22 protein-coding genes are annotated in these 21,390 nt (G+C 35.9%); 11 read left to right on the top strand and 11 right to left on the bottom strand.

What is annotated here, in order from left to right; all coding sequences use genetic code 11:
- Nucleotides 1–75: 75 nt before the first annotated feature.
- Entirely contained in the window at nucleotides 76–417 is a 342-nt protein-coding gene (locus PO903_RS15095; protein WP_273593812.1) for a hypothetical protein, read from the bottom strand.
- A gap of 74 nt (nucleotides 418–491) precedes the next feature.
- Nucleotides 492–719 (bottom strand): hypothetical protein, encoded by a 228-nt coding sequence (locus tag PO903_RS15090; protein WP_273593811.1) that lies wholly within the window; start codon nucleotides 717–719, stop codon nucleotides 492–494.
- Nucleotides 720–1,124: 405 nt separating this feature from the next.
- Here PO903_RS15090 and PO903_RS15085 point away from each other — a divergent pair, with 405 nt between their 5' ends.
- Nucleotides 1,125–1,457 carry a helix-turn-helix domain-containing protein gene (locus tag PO903_RS15085; protein ID WP_273593810.1) on the top strand — a complete coding sequence of 111 codons (333 nt, stop codon included), beginning with the start codon at nucleotides 1,125–1,127 and terminating at the stop codon, nucleotides 1,455–1,457.
- A 42-nt stretch (nucleotides 1,458–1,499) separates the two neighbouring features.
- On the opposite strand, the gene PO903_RS15080 is transcribed toward PO903_RS15085, so the two are convergent.
- The 4 genes from PO903_RS15080 to PO903_RS15065 form a co-directional block, all read right to left on the bottom strand.
- A complete protein-coding gene (locus PO903_RS15080; RefSeq protein WP_273593809.1) occupies nucleotides 1,500–2,492 on the bottom strand; it encodes a hypothetical protein in 993 nt (330 codons plus the stop codon).
- On the bottom strand, nucleotides 2,476–3,687 hold the full coding sequence (locus PO903_RS15075) for an AAA family ATPase (RefSeq protein WP_273593808.1): 1,212 nt from the start codon (nucleotides 3,685–3,687) through the stop codon (nucleotides 2,476–2,478). The genes PO903_RS15080 and PO903_RS15075 overlap by 17 nt, the downstream gene beginning before the upstream one ends.
- Before the next feature lie 32 nt (nucleotides 3,688–3,719).
- Nucleotides 3,720–4,340 (bottom strand): hypothetical protein, encoded by a 621-nt coding sequence (locus PO903_RS15070; RefSeq protein ID WP_273593807.1) that lies wholly within the window; start codon nucleotides 4,338–4,340, stop codon nucleotides 3,720–3,722.
- Between the two features lie 109 nt (nucleotides 4,341–4,449).
- Nucleotides 4,450–5,097, bottom strand: a complete 648-nt coding sequence (locus PO903_RS15065) for an EcsC family protein (RefSeq protein WP_273593806.1) — start codon at nucleotides 5,095–5,097, stop codon at nucleotides 4,450–4,452.
- Nucleotides 5,098–5,877: 780 nt separating this feature from the next.
- On the opposite strand from PO903_RS15065, the gene PO903_RS15060 reads away from it, so the two are divergent.
- Nucleotides 5,878–7,053 carry a copper amine oxidase N-terminal domain-containing protein gene (locus PO903_RS15060; protein ID WP_273593805.1) on the top strand — a complete coding sequence of 392 codons (1,176 nt, stop codon included), beginning with the start codon at nucleotides 5,878–5,880 and terminating at the stop codon, nucleotides 7,051–7,053.
- A 161-nt stretch (nucleotides 7,054–7,214) separates the two neighbouring features.
- Here the strand turns inward: PO903_RS15060 and PO903_RS15055 are convergent, their stop codons facing one another.
- Nucleotides 7,215–7,877: a hypothetical protein gene (locus tag PO903_RS15055; protein WP_273593804.1), complete on the bottom strand. Its 663-nt coding sequence runs from the start codon at nucleotides 7,875–7,877 to the stop codon at nucleotides 7,215–7,217.
- 190 nt (nucleotides 7,878–8,067) lie between these two features.
- Here PO903_RS15055 and PO903_RS15050 point away from each other — a divergent pair, with 190 nt between their 5' ends.
- The gene (locus tag PO903_RS15050; protein ID WP_273593803.1) at nucleotides 8,068–9,246 is read left to right on the top strand and encodes a copper amine oxidase N-terminal domain-containing protein; all 1,179 of its coding nucleotides are present in this window, start codon (nucleotides 8,068–8,070) and stop codon (nucleotides 9,244–9,246) included.
- Between the two features lie 71 nt (nucleotides 9,247–9,317).
- Nucleotides 9,318–10,148, top strand: coding sequence for a hypothetical protein (locus PO903_RS15045; protein ID WP_273593802.1), 831 nt, complete (start codon nucleotides 9,318–9,320; stop codon nucleotides 10,146–10,148).
- A 212-nt stretch (nucleotides 10,149–10,360) separates the two neighbouring features.
- On the opposite strand, the gene rpsN is transcribed toward PO903_RS15045, so the two are convergent.
- Nucleotides 10,361–10,630, bottom strand: a complete 270-nt coding sequence (gene rpsN, locus PO903_RS15040; protein ID WP_273593801.1) for a 30S ribosomal protein S14 — start codon at nucleotides 10,628–10,630, stop codon at nucleotides 10,361–10,363.
- Nucleotides 10,631–10,703: 73 nt separating this feature from the next.
- Nucleotides 10,704–11,909, bottom strand: coding sequence for a GTP-binding protein (locus PO903_RS15035; protein ID WP_502921693.1), 1,206 nt, complete (start codon nucleotides 11,907–11,909; stop codon nucleotides 10,704–10,706).
- Nucleotides 11,910–12,187: 278 nt separating this feature from the next.
- Here PO903_RS15035 and nikA point away from each other — a divergent pair, with 278 nt between their 5' ends.
- From nikA to PO903_RS15005, 6 genes are all read left to right on the top strand, one after another.
- Nucleotides 12,188–13,723 (top strand): nickel ABC transporter substrate-binding protein, encoded by a 1,536-nt coding sequence (gene nikA / locus PO903_RS15030; RefSeq protein WP_273593800.1) that lies wholly within the window; start codon nucleotides 12,188–12,190, stop codon nucleotides 13,721–13,723.
- A gap of 1 nt (nucleotide 13,724) precedes the next feature.
- Nucleotides 13,725–14,675, top strand: a complete 951-nt coding sequence (nikB, locus tag PO903_RS15025; protein WP_273593799.1) for a nickel ABC transporter permease — start codon at nucleotides 13,725–13,727, stop codon at nucleotides 14,673–14,675.
- On the top strand, nucleotides 14,675–15,526 hold the full coding sequence (gene nikC, locus PO903_RS15020) for a nickel transporter permease (protein WP_273593798.1): 852 nt from the start codon (nucleotides 14,675–14,677) through the stop codon (nucleotides 15,524–15,526). Before nikB ends, nikC begins: the two co-directional genes overlap by 1 nt.
- Before the next feature lie 3 nt (nucleotides 15,527–15,529).
- Nucleotides 15,530–16,333, top strand: coding sequence for an ABC transporter ATP-binding protein (locus PO903_RS15015; protein ID WP_137222872.1), 804 nt, complete (start codon nucleotides 15,530–15,532; stop codon nucleotides 16,331–16,333).
- The gene (locus tag PO903_RS15010; protein WP_273593797.1) at nucleotides 16,333–17,121 is read left to right on the top strand and encodes an ABC transporter ATP-binding protein; all 789 of its coding nucleotides are present in this window, start codon (nucleotides 16,333–16,335) and stop codon (nucleotides 17,119–17,121) included. Before PO903_RS15015 ends, PO903_RS15010 begins: the two co-directional genes overlap by 1 nt.
- 260 nt (nucleotides 17,122–17,381) lie before the next feature.
- Nucleotides 17,382–18,362, top strand: coding sequence for an LCP family protein (locus tag PO903_RS15005; protein ID WP_502921692.1), 981 nt, complete (start codon nucleotides 17,382–17,384; stop codon nucleotides 18,360–18,362).
- Between the two features lie 79 nt (nucleotides 18,363–18,441).
- Here the strand turns inward: PO903_RS15005 and PO903_RS15000 are convergent, their stop codons facing one another.
- Nucleotides 18,442–19,026, bottom strand: a complete 585-nt coding sequence (locus PO903_RS15000; RefSeq protein WP_273593795.1) for a TetR/AcrR family transcriptional regulator — start codon at nucleotides 19,024–19,026, stop codon at nucleotides 18,442–18,444.
- 179 nt (nucleotides 19,027–19,205) lie between these two features.
- Between PO903_RS15000 and PO903_RS14995 the strand changes: the two genes are divergently transcribed.
- On the top strand, nucleotides 19,206–20,408 hold the full coding sequence (locus tag PO903_RS14995) for an MFS transporter (protein WP_273593794.1): 1,203 nt from the start codon (nucleotides 19,206–19,208) through the stop codon (nucleotides 20,406–20,408).
- An 82-nt stretch (nucleotides 20,409–20,490) separates the two neighbouring features.
- On the opposite strand, the gene PO903_RS14990 is transcribed toward PO903_RS14995, so the two are convergent.
- On the bottom strand, nucleotides 20,491–21,246 hold the full coding sequence (locus PO903_RS14990; RefSeq protein ID WP_137222867.1) for an SDR family oxidoreductase: 756 nt from the start codon (nucleotides 21,244–21,246) through the stop codon (nucleotides 20,491–20,493).
- Nucleotides 21,247–21,390: the final 144 nt, after the last annotated feature.

The following is a 21,390-nucleotide window of genomic DNA, read 5'->3' as shown; positions in this document are numbered from 1 at the left end:
TGTTAAAAAGCAGTATATGTTAGTGAAATCACTTACGCTTCAGCATAGAAAATAAGAGCCTACTATTACAGACTCCTATTTGGTATTCCCTTGAATAAATGTTCTAACAACAGTTTCCAATCGTTCGACCATTTCAGCAAGTTGTTCATCACTCATATTTTCTATCGACGACTGATCGTTCATATCCAGATGCCAAATCACACTTTTCAGTATGTAACTGTATGTAAAAAACACCTGATCCATAAGAGAACGCTCTAACGTAGGATAATCTTGTGACTGCTCTGTAAGTTGAGTAATCGCATCTACATATTCTTTAAATGCCGCTATATTGAACATATTCTTCTCATGAAGATCATGAATAAAGCTTCCTTCGCTCCCTTTGAAATTTTGTTCGATAGTGGTTCTTGCATCATACATAATTCTATTCCTCCTGCAAAAGTATAATTCTTATATTGATACACTATCGCATTCCATCTATGTATCAAGCTACATTATACTTGAAAAGCACCTGTCATTCCTGTCTGCAAATGAATTGCAAATCGCTGTAGTACATCTTGAGCTTGGTGCTCTTGATCATATTTGCCTACAGTAAAAGCAGATTCAACAGAGCCGTTACCAGCATACGCAGAGATTACGAATTTATGATCGGCGGTTTCAAGTTCTAAAGTGAGGACAGTTGCATCAATAAATGTTGTACCGTCTTGGCTTCTGATCCACATGGTTAAGTGCTCCTTTGATTGGGTTAATATGTATTTTTAGAAAAGAGTGCTAAGGGTTCGAGTATGGGTATACTCCGCTTCGTCAACGGATTATCCTTATCGTCGCTGTTGTGATTGGATATCTGGATTAACCGCTTATCGCGGAAGATATCCAATCACAAAGGCGAGCGCTTTGCTCTTTCAGGACAATTCTGTTGCCTTCGCTTTGAAGATTTAGAGAATACTCTTCTATAATATTTAATAATTCCAGATACACATTATTGCTGTATCAGCAAAAAAATATCTAATTTTTGTCTTTCACATTACAAATTTTAAATCTATTTTTCTAATTTAGCAATAAATAATTTTCTATTTTAGAAAAGTGATATTATTTATTTGCTATATTAGAAAGGAAGTGTGATTACTGTGAAGACCGGAGAACGAATTAAATTACTAAGAGAAGAAGCTGGTCTTAGTCAATTAGACTTGTCTAAATTAATTCATATAAACAATAGCGTATTATCCAGAATTGAATCCGGAAAAAGACCTGTAGAAGACCATGAATTAAAAACCATTGCTGACTACTTTAATGTAGATGCTGATTTTTTAATAGGCAGAAAAGATGTACAACGAGTTGATAATGAGAACAAGGATTACATAGATCATACACTTGGATGGACAGAAGAGGAAAAGCAAATTGCTGAGGCTGTTATTCAGACATTACGGCAATTGAAAAGCCAGACTGATAAAGAAAAATAAAGAAAGAACCAACACTATATGATGTTGGTGCTTTCTTTATTTTTAAATTAAATCTGAAGGATATTGCTCAATTCTATTTATAATATCTCTAGTTAATTTCGATAAGGATTTACGATGAAAATTGTCTATATCATTATAATTTCCAAATAATATATTTTTAATTTCCTGCTCATTTTCATATAACCCTTCAAAGGACTGCAATTCTTTTCTTTTAGTTTTATTATAATAATGATATTTTTGCAGAATTTCAAAAACAATATCATTATGATTTTTGTATAGTTCTTCAATTCCAAGTACATTTAATTGATCTCTAATAAGTTTCTCATTAGAGGGATCGGGTTTGACAGATACCTTAACATGATCTTGATGACTTATTGCTTTTATATCATCAATGTTAAAATCAAATGTAATTAAATGTTCTATTTTATCTATAGAGTAAGGTGAGATTAAAAGTGGAGTATGACTTTTGGCATGATTACAACTAGAACATACAGGTAGTAAATTGTAGAAAGACATAGCCAGCAATGGATACTGTGATTGACTATAGAAATGATCTAATTGGCAAGTTCTTTTAATAGTATATTCAGTTCCATTCGTTCCAATTTTACTTATCCTTTTGGTATTATTTATATAATTCCTATTACATAATGGACATACTTTAAATCCTAAAGATTCTACCATAGTGTTTGCATTGTAATTTGCTCTAGGTTTTCCTCTTGGTTTACGAAGTCCAATATGAGCATCATCTCTACCAGAGAATTTATTATACATTTTTTGGAAAATTTTATTTTTTTTATAGTTCACATTATTTTTTGCCATCTCACTAAGTACATCAAATTTTGAAGTAATAATTTCATACAAAGTATTAGAAATTCCATCTTTTTTTAAGTTAGCGTCGAATTCGGCTTCTATCTCATTTACATTCAATTTTTTAGTTTTTTTATTCTGCTTAAAATCTTTGTATAATTGATTTCTCACAGCTAAATAATGTATTTCAGCAAGTTCATCTAATTTATCATTATAAATTCTTATCATTCTCATCCGACCTTCTGAAACGATTTTCGAGTTCTCTTACTTCTAATTTCTTTATATATTCTTTGAGTTTAATATTTTCTTCTAATAAATTATTTTTTGATTCTTGATCGTCCTTAATTGCTTTCATATACATTTCGTTTAGCTTTAATGCAATTAAAGGCTCTCCCATAAGTTCTATAATATATTTAAAATCTCTTTTTTCATTTTCTGATAACTTTTTATCTTTATTTGAATTGTCGTCATTAAGACGCTTAATTAAAAAGTTGATTTTTTGCCTAGCAAATTCTCCTATAGTTGTTTCCATAAAAAAACTATCTGAAAATAAAGTATGGATATTACTTGCAAACGTTTTTTCAAGATTTGATTTTATTACAACTTTTTTCTCTTTATTTGTATCCAGAGCAATAATTTGATTTGTATGCAAATCAGATAATAAGAAGGGAGAATGCGTGGTACAAATAATTGTATATTTCTGTTTGGACTTATTACTAACATCTTTTAAAAATTCTAAAAGAATAAATATTAATTTTCTACTCCATTCAGGATGCATAAAATTATTGGGTTCATCTAGTAAAATAGTAACATGTTTATTATTTTTTAACGTTTGAATGTTTATTGCATGATAGATTACAGAAAACAAATTGATTATATCTTCTTCACCTGTACTTAAGTTACTAAAATCAGCATGTATATATCCAGATTCTTTAGATACGTATTTGTCATATAATTTACTAAATTCTTTAATATATTCAAAATGTTTCGTAAATTCAAACTCAATATTATCTTCAATTAATCTTTCATCAATTTTATTAAAAAAACAAATAAATTCTTTATAAGCTTTATCATATAATTTTAAATGTGTATTTTCTTTATCAATATATAACTTTTTAAAATCAGTTTTTAAAAGTCTTTTTAGTAGCATTTTCGATAATTTGTCACAAATTTCTTCTAAATAAGCTTGATCGTCAAAATGTTTTATAACATGTAGTTCTTTAATAATTGATTCCACTGTTTGTTCATTAATATTAATTATTTCCTCATTAACTGTAATTATTTCTTTAAAGATTTTATGGATGTAAGATTTCAAAAATTTAATAATAAAACTTTTCTTCTTATTAGGTTGATTTTCTTTTATCTTATCTAAAATCTCTTTTAATTCCTCAACAATATTAAAATTAAGGACATTAATGCACAAATTAATATTTTTTTGAAAAGTAAAAATTTGTTCTAAATATTTTTTTGCTGAACATCTGAACTATTAATATTATAAATAAAATCACACTTTTGTATTAAATTATTTTCTGTTCTTCTAAAAGCAAATCTTTTTATATTATCTCTTTTATTAGGTATATTACTAATAGAATTCAAGCGATTAAAGTAAATCACAAAACTTATTTCATTTCTATAACCATTAAAAGGCTCCTTATATTTGAATCTTTTTTCTTTATCTTCGTATTCAGCCAATATGCAATAAGTTTTATGATTATCTATGGAATGATTAATTATTAAATTAATCATTCCATTTCCCTCAATAATATATTCATTATTTTTATAGTGATAAATATTTAAAAATAAATCACTAACACTAGGATTAAGAAGATCACAATTATTGATTCCATTTCCTAATAAATGCATTATATTAGTTTTTCCCGTACCATTTTTTCCTACAATCACTTTAATATTCTCTATACAAGAGTAATCAGAAAAAAGATTAAAGTAATCATCATTTTTTTTAATATTTATTGTTTGCGTATCTTCTGTGAATTCAACTTCAAATTCATTATCCCAATTTAAGCCAATCTTCTCTAGATTTCGATACTTTTCAATCCATGTATAAATAAGTTTCATTCATTTATCCTTTCTATGTTCCAAAATTTAATAATTTCAGAATTATTATTTGACTTATTTAATAAGCAAAGAAAATCTTATTTGAAATTTTCTCTGCTTATTCATAATATTAAATCATCGTTCCTGATTTAGAATTATTAAATACTTTTTTAGCTGTTTTACCAATTGTGTTTGTTCCTATTCCATCTACTGCTCCTCCTATAATACCTCCAAGCAACGGAACAGCTTTTCCTAAATTTACAAGACCCTTTGTTCCAAACTTAGTAACTAATCTAACTCCTACAGCTTTATTGATTGCTTTAATAATTTCATAAGGAACTTTTTTAATAGCTTCTCTTGCTAAACTATTTCCTATTTTTATTCCGGCTTGTTTTAAAACATCTGAAGCCGCTTGTCCAGTAAGACACACAAAAACAAATGTCTTTACTTGATCATCTTTTAGATCATAACCGCGCATATGAGCAATCGTAGCTATCAATCTAATTTGAATATACATTACAGATGCTATATTGGCAGGAATTGCCACTGGCAGAGTCACTATTCCTCCTAATCCAGTCAGAAATCCGCTTGTAATTCCTTTAGCATTTTGCCACCGAATTAAACTATCGATAGCTTCTTCAACTGAATTGTGTTTATTCAAGTAATTTCTTGATAACTCTTCTACTGTTTCAGCACCAGGGATGCCATTCATAGCTTTTTCATAGCTCCAATTTAGTAATTTGGTCATTTTACTTTCATCTAAAATTTCGTTAGCCAACTTAGTATCCTCCTAAAATTTATCAGATAAAATATATGTAATAATTAGATTTTTATTACATATATAGAATAATATATTTTTAGTTATAAAGTCTAGATAAATAAACTATAAGACCTAATTTCAAAATAGTAAATTAGTCCCTTTTCAAATTCAAGATGCTTTTCTCATAATTTATTTTAGTTCTTTTTAATGCTTAAGATGCTCTAAAAGTATCTACATTAATTTTAAGACTTTCATTTAGTATCATCATCTTTCGAAACTCCAGAATCCAAGACTCTATATTTAAAAATGCGCCATACAATATACACTACAGCAAAAACCAAACTCCATTTTAAACATATAGATAACATGAGATATAAGTAGTCTGATCAAGATAAAGTCATACCTATTACTTACTCTGTTTGTTATGATTCTACTTAATTATACGAATATTCTTTGTACCCACTAGAATATTCTTTGTACCACTATATGTAACGATGCAAGCTATAATAAACAATACAACCGGTATTACCATCCACAATATATTAATATTTCAAAATGCTATACGTAAAATTAGAATTCATTGTACGATCAGATGAGCCTATTGCCGAAATGATAAAACCTGTACAAAGAATGCAAATCGAAGCAAGAAACAAACTGCATCCTGTTATTACTTTGATCATATTCCTCTCTCCTTTACTAATGTATTTATTTTAATACCTTTTATCATGCAACTTCTTCCTTTCATATGCGTCCATATACATAATCACCTTAACACAACCAAGAAAGGAAATCCTTACCATGAATAAAAAAATGATCTTCTCTGCTTTATTATCGTCTACTCTACTGTTGCAATCATCTTTATGTAATCCTGCACTAGCATCTAGTTCTTCCTTTCCAACTACATATACTTTTTATTTTGCTGATGATCCTAAAGGGTTTATTGTGAATCCTACGATCAATCAGAACGGTACCATCTTTGTAGATATCCGTGAGTTAGCCCAAGATGCTGGATTAACGTTTGCTTGGGATTCGACAGGTCAGCGTGCTTCACTTAACGGATTTATGAAAAAAGTAGCTATCCGCTTAGGAAGCCGTACAGCTATGCTAGATGGGAAAATCATCACCTTAAGTGCAGCGCCTTTTACATCTAAAGACAAAAGAAATAATGTTGAAGCTGTCTATGTCCCTATTCGCTTTGCTGTACAACTGCTTGGCGGCGATCATATACAAGTGGATCGACAACAAGTCCATGTCACAGCCCATAACATCAAGTCTTATGATGTCATCACAGATGTCTACAAAGGCTCTACATATACGCTAAAAAAAGACGGCGGAGACTTATATGTAGCTCATGGGAAGCAGACTCCGGTGAAGTTAGTCTCACTCGGGATCAATTTCGATTCAGTCAATATGGAGTTTGAGTCAACTGCGGGTGGATTGTTGATCCTTACGATTAATGATGCGTATGGAGAACCACATATTCATAATCAACAAGTAAAGCTTATTTTCCAAAAAGGGAAGTTGATCCGAAAAGCATATACAGACTTTACCAGAATCAACGACTCCGACATTTCTAGGTATCAAGGTAAGATTGTGCTAAGCGATGGGAAAATATTGCGAATGATTGAAGATGGAACAGGAAATGTTGTCGATCATCTTGATCTGGTCAAGCTTGGTAGTAGCAGTAACGAAAAATATGCTGTAGAAGGTCTGTACGATGATGCCATCCTTATGCGTACAGCATCCAAAGGACGACTGCTTCTCATTGATCGTAATACTAACCAATCTGTCACATTATACAAAGAACTACTGGATACTTCGTGGCAAAAACAGATTGGCGAAGATGTGGATATCGACTCTTTTGGATCAGGTGATTATCTTCAATTGGATAAAAGAGTCAATCATACATTCTATTTTACTTTTCGTACTGGCTCTAATCAGGAAAAACATTTCACCTATACTTTAAAATCGTAGATCATTCTACTTCATTGATATTGGAAGCTATACATCATCTCGCATCGCTATATTTCCAAATAAAAACACACCTCAGATAGATATAAGATAACGTTGAACGTTCTTCCTATCTATCTGAGGTGTATTAAATTCTTACGAGCAATAAGCTACAATAGTCAAAATTACGAATTCAATTCGGCTAATCTTGCGCCCACTCTAGCTACAGCAACACCTTGGATCGGTGATCCGTTAGAAGTGAAATTGACATAATACGTACCGGATTCCCAAGGCTTAGTTGTATATATCGACCAGTTGGTTCCACCTGCGATAGTAACTACACGTTCAGTCACAAGCGCACCTGTTGGTGAATCTTTGGATATGGATATAGCAATTCGTTGCTTCCCTTTGTTTTTCACCCAGATTTTCGCATAACGATACCCTTTATCTATTGTAAAAGGCTTGGACATCTGTGTACCCGATAAGCGCTCAACCAATACAGTTTGAGTAGATTGTGGTAGGCTTTTGGGATCATCTTTTTTTAACATAGGAATGCCAGACTCTCTCTTAAAAACAGAATCTCCTACCCCTTCTGCTCTTCCTACTTTAGAACTTAATACGAAAGGTAATGGATCAACAGGCGTTAATGTCGTATTATTTACAACATTGCTATCTGGACTGCTGACTGCTTGAGTACTCTCTGATTCTACATTGTAATAAGTAAAAATTGGTACTACTACGAATACTACAATTAATGCTAGTACGGCAATTGTAATAACACGTACTTTCTTATGCTTATCCCATTTTTTCCTAACGTCCGAGCTTGATGTAGATTTATTTTTTTCCATTATTATTACCCTGCTCTCTATAGCTTAAATAGCTAAATTAATCTTTCGTCATACATTCTATGTATCGTTAAACAAACTCCTTTCTATATGATATGAGTTACTATTTATATATAATTTATCTTTTTTATTGTTTAATTGTCAATTATAGTATGTAAGTTGTCTATTCTAATACAGAAAGGAATTTAATGTAATGTACAAAAAAATAGCTTTCACGACTATGCTTACGTCTATCTTACTAGCTTCTACATTCACACCTATATATGCCAAACCTGCTGTACCTGTTACTACCTATGAATTTAATTATGCTCAAGATCAGAATAATTACTTTGGCTCTTCTAGTGGGGCAACTATCACTCGTAATGGTGTTACTTTTATCGAAGTTAAGGAATTGTTAGTAGGTAGATTAGGGTTAAAGCTACATTGGGATCAGAATAGAAAACAAGCGACTTTTGACGGCTTTATGAAAGAAATAGTCTTGCGTATAGGCAGTCATACAGCAACAATCGATAGTAAGTCTATAACGATGAATGCCGCACCATTTACAATACAAAATCCTATCACCAAACAAAAGGATATCTATGTTCCTATTCGTGCTGTTGTACAATTTCTTGGCGGGCATTCTCTACGCGTCAATCCACAAAATCATGTGATTATTGCTGATCAATTGCAAGCATTTAATGTGATTACAGATGTATATCAAGGTAACACGTACACGATGAAAAAGATCAATGGCGATCTGTACCGCTCTTACCGCAATCATAAACCTGTTAAAATCGCTTCGATTCATAACGCTCTAGATTTTTTTGAATTTTCCAATATAGATGTAAGTTCTACCTCCAAAGGATTACAGATCATTCGTATCCAAAATGCTTCAGGAGAACCTCATATTTATCATGAAGATTTCACCATGATATTTAAAAATGGATCTTTAATCCGTCAATCTTCTATGGATTATCATTTAAATAAACACACCAATAGTACAATGTATAATGGCAATATTATACTTAACGATGGTCAGAACTTACGAATCATTGAAGATGGTACAGGCAATGTATTAGAAAATATAGATTTGGTCAAACTGGCGGGTAAAAAAGATAGGTATGTCGTTGAATCTCTTCAGTCTGATATTGTGTTACTACAGGCGATCAGTGACTCTCATCTTACATTAATTGACCGCAAAACTGGTCACTCTGTTGTTCTATATAAAGAATTGCTTACTACTGAACAACAAAAATTAGTCGATCCTACGACCATGCCTTTCGGTATTGATGACCGCTTAACTTATGTCAAGCGTATCCATAACAGGCTCTATTTCACTTACGGTAAAGACTCTGAAGATGAGCAACAAGTAACGTATACGTTGAAGTGAAAAGTAATCTACTATACAATACTTCTAAGTAGTGCTGTGGTTATATGACTTCTATTTGAAGGAGGAACACTGTGAGTATATTAGATAATATTGTACACATGCAGTGGATTACGGATGCTTGTCTCGGAGATCAGACTGCCTGGACCAAATTAAAAGAATTACCTATTTTAATAACAGGTGAACAGGGCACATTATTGATCATTGAAAGTGACGATTCAGGCAATCAAAAAGGTTATATTGCTACTTATCAGCCTAATGGCTCAGGTATGACTTCAACATTCGCTATTCCGACTGCTTTTTATGTCAATCAGATTGCGTATGAACAAGATTCTTTTATGTTATATAGTGAATCTAATGAAGTATTGCAAGCGACTCCTGAACAATTTCTAATGCAACGAATAATTGTAGATCAGGATTCTGTACGTTATCAACATAATCTTACCGACGACTTTTTTAAAATTCCATTCAAGCAAAAAGGACTAGAAGATACATATCATGATGCTACTTTAGGCGAACTTCAATTTAATGTTAGCCTTCAATACTATACCAGTGTGTTAACAACATCTTTTCAACAGCAACCGATTGAAGTGATTATCCATGTACAACAGCGTCAGGAATTAATGGATGTGCTTCCTGTAGTACACCCAATTCTGGAACAACTACAAGATTATTATCAACAGGGATTAGAAGAATTATGGCAAAGTGGAACAGAAGAAGATCAAGCCAGTATGAAGAAGCAAGACTTTTTTAATCTATTTATACTTGAAACTATTGCTATCGCCTATTATGGAAACTTTGATCTATGGTTGATCGATACTGAAGGTATTCTCGAATTAGATGGCTACTCTCCTGTATTTTATTTTGATACCGATCGGACTTTGATTCGGTGCGGATTTGAGTAGTATGATGAATATATATTAACAACAAAAAGGTGCACACTTCTACGTATAATATCGTATAAGTGTGCACCTTTTTAGTAAGATATCAGCAAAATTAAAGTTCATTCTAATCAGTAGATTTATTTTACTAGATCCTATTTAACTCTATTTAATGTATTCAGGCTAATAGGATGCGGTAGTGCAAAAATTATGTTTTAGAATATTGCATTCTACTTCTACCAGCTAGATTTGGTAATACCGGGAATTTGACCTTTATGAGCTAACTCACGGAATACGATACGGGATACTTTGAATTTTTGTAGATATCCTCTTGGACGACCTGTAATCTGGCAACGGCTTTTGAGTCGCGTTGGAGAAGAATTGCGTGGTAATTTTTGCAATGCTTCATAGTCTCCTTTTGCTTTCAGTTCACGACGTAAATCTGCGTATTTGGCGACCATTTTTTCACGTTGTTGTTGGCGAACGACTTTTGATTTTTTAGCCATAATATAATAACTCCTTTTATCATTCATTTGATTTGTTATTGATTTTGTTTATATTGCTATACCAATGTCCTGCTTATTGACCTAATTGTGGGAAAGGATCTTTGAACTTTTTCCAGTTAGAATTCATTTCTTCTTCCGTCAGTAAAGCCTGATCCAAAGACTGCTCAATCTGCGCACGATCCAGATCGATTCCGATCATAACCAGCTTGGTCACTCGATCTCCCCATACCTCATCCCAATCTGTTGGTAGCCGGTAATTATCGCCTAGATGATACTGTCGTTCTTCTTCACTCAGCGCTGCAATCCATAAGCCTGCTGGTGATAATTGCTTGGAACTGCCTGCTTGACTGAATGATATGGCTGTCCGATTACGTGTAGCCATCCATAGAATACCTTTGGCACGAACCACTTCTTGGGGCCATTTTGTAATCCATTGCAATAACCGCTCTGGATGAAAAGGAACTTTGCGCTTGTACACAAATGAACTGATTCCGTATTCTTCGGTCTCCGGTGTATGTTCTTCTTTCATCATTTCTTGTATCCAACCTGCGGATTGACTGGCTTGTTCGAAATCGAATCGCCCTGTATTCAAGATCTCATGCGGATCGACCTTACCATATGTGGAACGGATGATTTTGGCGTTCGGTTGCAGTCCACGAAGTGCAGTTTCTAATCGTTCTAATTCATTAGGTTCAATCAGATCGCATTTATTCAAGATCAACACATCGCAAAATTCTACCTGCTCAATCAACAGATGCACTATTCGGCGTGTATCATCTTCTCCTGCGGCTTGTCCACGATCTGCAAGAGATTCACGTGAATGATAATCGTTCCAGAATCCTTGAGCATCGACAACGGTCACCATTGTATCCAGACGGGTAAATTGCGTCAGATCGATACCCTGTTCTTCATCTACATAACTGAATGTCTGAGCAACAGGAACTGGTTCGCCAATGCCTGTCGATTCGATCAACAGATAATCATAACGTCCATCTTTGGCTAGCCGTTCTACTTCTACTAATAGATCTTCACGCAGTGTACAGCAGATGCACCCATTAGACATTTCGACTAATTTCTCATCTGTTCGAGACAATCCGCCTCCATCGCGGATAAGATCAGCATCAATATTCACATCACTCAAGTCGTTAACGATGACTGCGACTTTCAAGCCTTCTCGATTATTTAATACATGATTCAATAATGTTGTTTTGCCTGCCCCTAGATAACCACTCAACACAGTAACAGGCATCTTAAACGCTTGTTCGATCATAGTCATGATTTACACCTCGCATTTCTTTAATCGTAATTATTACTATTAAATCTATGAATACACTGTACTCCTCTTATTTCTAGTTTGTCAAATCATTTTCACCGTATTACACATATGAAAATAAGATCATACGTTAATTAATATTTATATTTTTTAGTTTACAATCGTAATCGTAACGATTATTATTTATGAAGTGTAGTTATTCATTCAGCAAGCAAAACACTGTGCAATATGTACATCGTTAGTCATACCGTTTACAGATTTACTATATATAAGGGGGATTTTTCTTGTTATCATTATTGTCCAAAAAAATAGGTTATTCGATTTCATTCGTTATATTTGTTTTATTGTTAAGTGCTTGTACTTCACAGACTTCTTCTACTTCGGGTGAAGCGACAGACACCAAAAAGCTAACCCTTTTATTCAATGTGCAAAGCAATACCATTGATCCTCATACCGATGTAAACTATACCGCTTCTCGTGCAGGGATTAGCGAAACGCTAGTTAAGATTGATGATGAGCAACAACTACAACCGTGGTTAGCCACTTCTTGGAAAAGTAAAGATGGACAACATTGGACATTCCAGATTCGTCCAAATGTTACTTTTCACAGTGGTGCTCCTGTCGATGCACAAGCGGTTAAATCTTCATTAGAACGTGTCACTCAAGAAAATCCAGCGATTCGTAATGCGCTACATATTGAGAAAATGACAGCTAATGGGCAAACTTTGCAGATCGTTACCGACACCCCTCTTCCTCAGTTCCCTTCTGAACTGGTACATCCTAATACGGGTATTATTGATACGTCTGTCGATGCAAGTACACCAAGTGGTACCGGCCCTTTTGTATTGAGCCAATTCAAGCCCGGTATAGAAGTAGATGTGAAGCGGAATCCGAGTTACTGGAATGGACAGGTTAAGTTAGATGAAGCAACCTTCTCTTTTAATGAAGATGCGAATGCTCGTCTGTTGGCACTACAATCGGGTAATGCAGATGTAGTCTATCGCTTCCCTGTAGAAAGTCTGTCTCAATTACAAACGGATCCTAATCTAGTGATTGAATCTGTGCCTGGATTACGTGCACATCAGCTTATTTATAATATGGAGAATCCACACCTTGGCAAATTACCTGTTAGACAAGCGATCGACGCATTATTAAATCGTCAAGAAATTGTAGATGCTGTTATGTCAGGTCAAGCTTCGGTAGCGGAAGGTCCTTTCTTAGCAGATTCACCTCTTTCTCCAAAATACACAGCGAAGCCATTTGATATAGAACGTGCACGTACGTTATTTGCTCAAGCTGGATATACGGTAACCAATGGACAAGTGACTAATAACGGGGCACCTTTAACTTTCAACCTTGTAACGTATCAGTCACGTGCTGAATTGCCTATTATTGCTCAGCTTTTACAAGCCAATGCTACTCAATTAGGCATTAAGCTGAATATTCAGCAGGTCGATAATGCAGATGAGTATCTAGCCGAAAATAAAAATTGGGATATGGCGATCTATAGCTTTATTACAGCGCCACGTGGAGATGCAAGTTATCTCCTCAACTCAGTCTATACACCAACAGGTGGGCTGAATTATGGACAAGTCAAAGACCAAGCACTCAACACATTAATCCAACAATTGAACCAAACGGTAGATGTAGAACAACGTAATCAGATTGCCCAACAAGCAGTAGAAATGATCGATCGCAACTTGCTACACTCTTATATTATTCATCCGAATAACTTTGTGGCGCATCAGAAACGTGTCAGTGGCTGGGTCACAAGCAAAAGCGAATATTATATGTTAACGAAAGATCTGGATGTGAATTAATATGCGTATTTTTGTACAGAAAATAACAGGATTATTGTTATTTCTTCTGATCTTATCGTTTATTAGCTTTTGTCTACTGCAATTAGTACCGGGTGATCCCATTCGTAGCATGTTACGAGTCGATGATGTAGCTGTGACGGATGATCAGATACAGCAGATGCGTGAACAACTTGGGCTGGATCAATCTGTTTTTGTTCAATATGGATACTGGCTTCAAAATCTATTTTCGTTAGATCTAGGTAACTCTTATATGACTGGACGACCTGTATTTATTGAATTTATCGAGAAGATTCCATATACCCTTATGCTGACAGGCACTTCATTGTTAGTGATGATTATGATTTCGCTTCCGCTAGGGATTCTGTCTGCCCTTTATCGTGGTCGTATGACAGATCATTTGAGCCGAATCTTTGCACTGATTGGCTCTTCGATTCCTAGCTTCTGGTTAGGTCTGTTATTGATTGATCTATTTGCGGTTAAGCTTAGAATATTGCCTTCGATGGGTGAAGGTTCATGGCAACATCTTATTCTACCTTCGATTACACTTGGAATTGCGATGTCTGCGGTATATGTGCGGTTGATTCGGGCGAGTATTTTGGAAAGTAGTCATCAGGAATTTATTCGTTCTGCTCAAGCGCGTGGTGTAGGTAAACAGCGTATTTTCACTTTTCATCTTATGCGTCATAGTCTAATTCCACTACTGACTGTTTTTAGTGAAAGTATCGGCAGTCTACTTGGAGGAACCGTCGTTATTGAAGTGCTATTTGCGTATCCCGGTCTAGGCAAATGGATCGTCGATGCCATAACAGCGCGGGATTATCCGATTATTCAAGGCTATATGCTATTTATGAGTATTTTTATTGTTTTACTGAATATGATCGTGGAATGGTCTTATCGCTACATCAATCCAGCTATTGCGATCGATCCGCGTAAAAAAGGAGTGACTTCCTGATGAGTCTAAGCATAGGATTACGTTACTCTTTTTTAACTCTATTTCTTTTATTTCTGATTGTCGCTCTAGTCTGGACACCTTACGATCCTTACCAAATTCAGATGGGTGATAGACTTCAGACGTCCAGCGCTATCCATTGGTTAGGTACAGATCATCTAGGCAGAGATTTGTTATCTCGAATTATGGAAGGTGCTCGTACCACTGTAGGTATCAGTCTAACGATACTGTTTGTATCTTTATTGATCGGTGTTCCTTTTGGACTGTTATCCGGTTATATCGGTGGCTGGTTAGATAAAGCATTCAAAAAAATCATAGATGCTTTTATGACATTACCGGATTATATCTTTGCCTTAATATTAACTGGATTATTAGGGCCTGGATTATTGAACTTGATCTTTGCGATTACAGCTGTCAAATGGGTCAGTTATGCTCGTTTGGTACGGAGTATTGTACTGGAACAACGCCAAAAAGATTATGTCCGACTAGCAGAAATCAGTGGTATGAAGCCGTGGAAATTAGTTGTAAAGCATATTTTGCCACATACCATCGGTAATCTGCTTGTACTGGCTACACTCGATATCGGTAAAATTATTCTGATGATCGCTTCACTGTCGTATATCGGTCTAGGTCCACAACCGCCTAGTCCGGAATGGGGCGCTATGCTAAGTGAAGGCAAAACGTATTTCCAGACCGCTCCACATCTTATGATTTTCCCGGGATTATGTATAGTCATCACTGTATTGTTGACCAATAGCTGGGGTGATTTTCTACGTGATCGGTACGATGTGCATATTCAATCCCATTCAGCCAAGCGTTCAATGTCTTCTATTCTTTTCCGCAAAGGGGTGTAATCCATGTTATCTATACGTGGACTGACGGTTCATCATCAATTACAGACACTGGTTCATCCGCTAGATCTTCAGTTACATCGTGGAGAATGGTTAGCCCTTGCTGGTGAAAGTGGAAGTGGTAAAACATTGACCAGTCTAGCCATTGGTGGTTTACTTTCAGCCGATCTTCATGCTCACGGCAGTATTCAATTAGAAGGTAAAGAATTACTTCATTTATCAGAACCTGAACTTCGGCATATTCGTGGGCGTGAGATTGCTTATGTATTTCAAGATTATCAGAGTGCGTTCACTCCTTTTATTACAATTGGTAAGCAAATGGACGAAATGATACGTGCTCATACATCGTTATCCCGTCAACAGCGCCAACATTCCTGTTTAGCGCATTTAGAGCAAGTTGAATTACCTGCCAAGCAAGTCTACAATAGCTATCCGTTTGAACTCAGTGGCGGGCAATTACAACGTGCTGCGATTGCTACAGCGCTGTTGCTTTCTCCTAAAGTCTTAATTGCAGATGAACCGACAACAGCGCTAGATAGTCTAACATCGCGTTCTATTATTCAGTTAATTCAACGAATCCAGCAAGAAACAGGAATCGCTATTTTGTGGATTACGCATGATCTGCGTCAAGTCCAACGTACTGCCGATACATTACTTATTATGAAGTCCGGACAAGTCGTAGAATCTGGAAAAAGTCACAGCATCTTTTTCCATCCTACACATCCGTATACAGTTCAACTTTTATCTTCTATTCCCAAATTACCTTCTCGCTACCGATTAGAGTTACAAAATAAGCAGGTGAACACATGATGACAACGACATTTACACCTATTTTGAAAGCAGATCATCTTACTAAAATCTATAGCGATCGCCCTACTCCTGCATTATCTGATGTATCTTTGACGATAGATAAAGGAGAATGTGTCGGTATTGTCGGTGAAAGTGGTAGTGGCAAAAGCACACTGGCACGCTGTCTATTACGTTTAGAATCGTTAGATCAAGGTACGATTGAATTTAGGCAACAACTGTATCATTCGCTTAAAGGTCATTCTTTGCGTCAGGCAAGGCAACATATAGGAGCTGTATTTCAGCATCCTACAGCCGCACTTAATCCTAAGCTCACGATTATCGATTCATTAATGGAACCGTTAGATTTACAACCATCACTACGTCCTTCTTTTGTATCGCCAACGATTCGTAATCGAGAGCAGATCGCTACACAGTTACTTGAATATGTTCAATTACCTACCAAGTTGTTATCAGCCTATCCACATGAATTAAGTGGCGGGCAAAAACAGCGTGTCACCATTGCCCGGGCAATCAGTACTGAACCTGATCTGATCATCTTAGATGAGCCAACAGCCAGTCTAGATGTGACGAGTCAAGCCGCTGTACTGAAATTACTGCAAGAACTTCAACAATCGCTTCATTTATCATATTTGTTTATTTCTCATGATCTAGCTGCGGTGTATCAAATGAGTGATCGTATTCTGGTGATGCGTCATGGACAAGTTGTAGATCAATTTGCATCAAACGATCTGTATCATGAAGAACGCCATGAATATACAGCTTCGCTTTTAGATGTATTTTTGGCATAAAGAATACTATTGGCTTAGTTCACATCTTATATAGACCCTTTTGAGAGTAGATATCATTCTACTTTCAAAAGGGTTTTTTATATATTCATATTGTAATCATTATGTATATAAATAGTTCTTTTCGACTTATTTAATAATCATTAACCATCTATTTATAATGTATATCGTCTAAAATATTGACAAAATGTCGATACATCCATATGATTTATAAAGACGTTTTAACTATATAGATAAGTGAGGTTGGTCATTTGTTAAAGAAGATATGGAAACAATGGAAATGGATTGTTAGCATTTGTCTTATCATAAGTGTCAGTACAGTTGGATATTATACATATTCGATTTACCAATTTGCTCATACAATTTCAATCGCAGATGATACGTACCGTTCTCCTTCTATGGATCAAGATCAGGCTGCACCTGTATCTATTCCGAAATGGGATGGCAAAGAGCCTGTCCACATTTTACTAATGGGTACAGATACTCGGGATGTTGATAGTAATGGACGTTCCGATTCTATGATGGTGGCTACGATCGATCCGATCACCAAAAAAGCGTATTTGATGTCTATTTTACGAGATACGTATGTGGATATTCCGGGTCATGGAAGCAGTCGGTTGAATGCGGCTTATTCGTACGGGGGTGTCGAGCTGGCTAAAGAAACAGTCAGTGGTCTGCTCGGAATTCCGATTGATTACTATGTCACGATTGATTTTGAAGGATTTAAGACATTAGTGGATACGATCGGTGGTGTCGAGATCGATGTGGAAAAAGATATGGATTATACCGATGGTGGCGATCAGCACCGCTATGATATTCATTTGACTAAAGGTTTACAACGTTTAGATGGAACTCATGCCCTTCAGTATGTCCGTTTCCGTCATGATGCTACATCCGACTTCACGCGTACAGAGCGACAACGTAAGTTTTTGACTGCTCTTGCAGCAGAACTACAAAGCTCTACGTCTATCGTCAAATTACCAAGTATTTTGAGTTCGATTGCGCCTTATCTGCATACCAATCTGTCTCTCAACAATATGATCAAATTATCTTCACTTGGCTTAGATATTAATCTGGATAAAACCGAAAAATTACAGATTCCACCGAATCATCTACTGCAAGAAATCAAAGTCAAAGGAGCTTCGGTGATCGGTGTTGATCCACAAAAGTTACATGAGTATGTGCAAAAGCAACTCTCTTCTAGCAACGATGATTCCAGTTCAGATACAACCGATAATAAGTAAACACAACAATTAGCGTCTGTGCCAGTGACTTGGTATGGACGCTTTTGATTTGTATTTCGCATATCTCATTTATATAAAATTAATCCTCTAACAAAGACAAAATGCCTGTAATCGAATGTTCGATAAACGAACGTTCTGGTCGTGACTTCAACATCACTGTAAGCCCTATTAACGATACGATTAGCGTCTGTGCCAGTGACTTGGTATGGACGCTTTTTGGTAATTGCCCTGCTTGCACTCCCTGTTCCAAACGCTCTTGAAAAATGACTGTCAAATACATCTGATGTTCTCGCGTCAAAATTTCAATCTTTTCATCATGAGTCGCTAGTTCAACCATCGTATTGATACAAAAACATCCTCTACTCGTTTTCCCTCCATACCCTTCTCTAGCAATCTGTTCAAAAAAAGCACGAAATGCTTCTTGTACTGATACATGATCCTGTAATTGCTGACGAACTGATACTGCATGCCATTGATTATATTTGCGCAAAGAAGCTTCAAATAATTCTTGCTTATCGCCAAACGTAGCATACAGACTAGGACGCTGAATCCCCATTCCTGTGGTGAGATCTGTCAAAGACGTCGCTTCGAATCCATTTTCCCAAAATAATTGCATCGCTGCCTCTAAAGCTTGCTCTTCATTAAATTTACGCTTCCGTACCATGATTATATACCCAACCTTTCTGTACCAATCAGTATATTATCATTCTATAGATGATCGATTTGATTGTCAAAGTGAATTTATTTCTATTGACAATTGATTTGTAAAGGGGTTATATTGCTTGCGAATCATTTTGTACCAATCGGTATAATTAAAATATATTATAAAAGGATGATCTATCGATGAAGAAAACATTAGTACATACTTCATTTTCTCGTTCTATGGCTTTCTTATTTGCAGTTGCTTGTGGGTTGGCTGTTGCTAATATTTATTATGCGCAACCCTTGTTAGATGCGTTAGCTTCAGAATTTGGTATTACTCATTCATTGATCGGTGTTGTAATTACAGTTACTCAAATCTGTTATGCACTAGGATTGTTTTTACTTGTTCCTTTGGGGGATCTGATTCAGCGCAGACGTCTAATTATTATTCACATGGGGTTATCTGTGATTGCGCTTGTCATCGTAGGATTTGCGCCAACGATCTATATTCTTTTTGCAGGCTTAGCTATTGTTGGATTGCTTGCTGTGGTCACACAGACACTGGTTGCTTATGCTTCTTCACTTGCTAAGCCTACAGAACGTGGACAGATTGTAGGTATCGTGACTAGCGGGGTAGTGATTGGAATTTTATTTGCCCGTTCACTTGCAGGTTTTCTAACCGATTTGGCGGGTTGGAGATCTGTTTATCTGGTATCTGCTTGTTTGATGACTTTGATTACATGTGTCTTGTTCAAAATATTGCCAAGTGATCAGCAAGTTAAATCATCACTCTCGTACACCCAACTTCTTCGTTCTATGTTAGATTTGTATATTCAACAGCCTATATTACGTATTCGAGGCATACTAGCAATGTTGATCTTTATCGTTTTTAGTATATTGTGGACTTCGATGGTATTGCCCTTAAGTGAACCTCCATTCTCGCTCAGTCATACAGCGATCGGAGCATTTGGATTAGCAGGAATTGCAGGTACACTTGGAGCTATTCGAGCAGGCAAATTAGCCGATCAAGGCAAAGCTCAATGGACTACAGGCATCGCCCTTGTATTGCTACTACTCTCATGGGTGCCATTATCGTATATAGGATCATCACTATACTGGTTGATTGTCGGGATTGTGTTACTTGATCTCGCTGTACAAGCTGTCCATGTGACAAACCAGAGTATGATTTTCACTATTTTGCCTGAAGCACGTGGTCGATTAACCGCAAGTTATATGATCTTCTATTCAATCGGTAGTGCTATTGGTTCTATGTCTTCCACGATGATGTACAGTTATGCAGGTTGGAGTGGAGTATGTTATCTGGGTGCTGGTGTAAGTCTGCTTGCTTTGGTATTCTGGTTGGTTACGCTCAAAAACCCAGCTCATTCACAGTCGCCAAGTTGACCTGTGATGAGCTAGGTTTCTATTTTTTTGATTCATCATTTATAGACATATAGCAATATTATAAGAGAGGATAGACTGTTGATTACAAAATCTGTGGTGATGACTGACTGTTCATCTTCTGAAATATTTCGTCCAATTCTGCTCGTGAAGCGAGGCGTGATTTCTCAGAACTGCCATAGCCTACTTCGACTTCGCCTGCTTCAATTCGTTGCATGATGCTATCTGCAAATTCATCTACCGGTACACCCCAATCATGTAGCCCTACGCCACCTAGATCAGTATTGACACCTGGCGGGATAATCTCTACGACATCGATCGGCGAGCCTACTAATTGTTGACGCAATGATAATGTAAATGAATGTAGCCCTGCTTTGGTCGCGCAGTAGATCGGTGCAGATGCTTTGGGTGAGAAAGAAAGTCCTGAAGTGACATTGATAATAGCCGCATGACTTTGTTGACGAAGATGAGGTAGAAATAAAGTCGTCAAATGAATCGGCGCATCTAGATTAATGGCTAATTCTTGACGATGAGCCGCCCAGCTAATTTGGTTGTCGTGAACCGAGAAATTGCGCTGTATACCTGCATTATTCATAATCATATTTAGCTTGGGAAATTCAGTCAACACACGATCTGCTAATCCCACACGATGAGCTTCTTCAGCTACATCTGTAACGATCGTATGTAATGCTGGATATTGTTTCTGCACATCATCCAACCAATCTTGACGTCTTCCACAGATAATAACCGTATTACCCAGCGCCATAAATCGTTTTGCAAAAGCCAAACCAATTCCTGATGCTCCACCTGTAATTAATATTGTATTTCCTGACATTTTCATCGTATAACCCTCCATCTATTGTAAAAATAGGACTTCTATTCATATACCCATTTTTACACAAACGATAGCTTAAATAGGGTAAACCGATTTAAAGATAATTTATTATTAGAGTAAATCCATACTCTATGAAACATGTATAGTTTA

This window comes from Paenibacillus sp. PK4536, assembly GCF_028594455.2.
GTDB lineage: Bacteria > Bacillota > Bacilli > Paenibacillales > Paenibacillaceae > Saccharibacillus > Saccharibacillus nuruki.
The sequence above is the reverse complement of the archived record's forward strand: the minus strand, read 5'-3'. Positions and strand labels throughout refer to the sequence as shown.

Bases quoted from the DNA above. Each gene is read 5' to 3' on its own strand.
- nikC (WP_273593798.1), top strand. From the start codon at position 14,675: ATGAGTCTAAGCATAGGATTACGTTACTCTTTTTTAACTCTATTTCTT.
- PO903_RS15080 (WP_273593809.1), bottom strand. From the start codon at position 2,492: ATGATAAGAATTTATAATGATAAATTAGATGAACTTGCTGAAATACAT.
- PO903_RS15050 (WP_273593803.1), top strand. From the start codon at position 8,068: ATGTACAAAAAAATAGCTTTCACGACTATGCTTACGTCTATCTTACTA.
- PO903_RS14995 (WP_273593794.1), top strand. From the start codon at position 19,206: ATGAAGAAAACATTAGTACATACTTCATTTTCTCGTTCTATGGCTTTC.
- nikB (WP_273593799.1), top strand. From the start codon at position 13,725: ATGCGTATTTTTGTACAGAAAATAACAGGATTATTGTTATTTCTTCTG.
- PO903_RS15015 (WP_137222872.1), top strand. From the start codon at position 15,530: ATGTTATCTATACGTGGACTGACGGTTCATCATCAATTACAGACACTG.
- PO903_RS15000 (WP_273593795.1), bottom strand. From the start codon at position 19,026: ATGGTACGGAAGCGTAAATTTAATGAAGAGCAAGCTTTAGAGGCAGCG.
- PO903_RS15070 (WP_273593807.1), bottom strand. From the start codon at position 4,340: ATGAAACTTATTTATACATGGATTGAAAAGTATCGAAATCTAGAGAAG.
- rpsN (WP_273593801.1), bottom strand. From the start codon at position 10,630: ATGGCTAAAAAATCAAAAGTCGTTCGCCAACAACAACGTGAAAAAATG.
- PO903_RS15010 (WP_273593797.1), top strand. From the start codon at position 16,333: ATGACAACGACATTTACACCTATTTTGAAAGCAGATCATCTTACTAAA.
- PO903_RS14990 (WP_137222867.1), bottom strand. From the start codon at position 21,246: ATGAAAATGTCAGGAAATACAATATTAATTACAGGTGGAGCATCAGGA.
- PO903_RS15090 (WP_273593811.1), bottom strand. From the start codon at position 719: ATGTGGATCAGAAGCCAAGACGGTACAACATTTATTGATGCAACTGTC.
- PO903_RS15060 (WP_273593805.1), top strand. From the start codon at position 5,878: ATGAATAAAAAAATGATCTTCTCTGCTTTATTATCGTCTACTCTACTG.
- PO903_RS15055 (WP_273593804.1), bottom strand. From the start codon at position 7,877: ATGGAAAAAAATAAATCTACATCAAGCTCGGACGTTAGGAAAAAATGG.
- PO903_RS15095 (WP_273593812.1), bottom strand. From the start codon at position 417: ATGTATGATGCAAGAACCACTATCGAACAAAATTTCAAAGGGAGCGAA.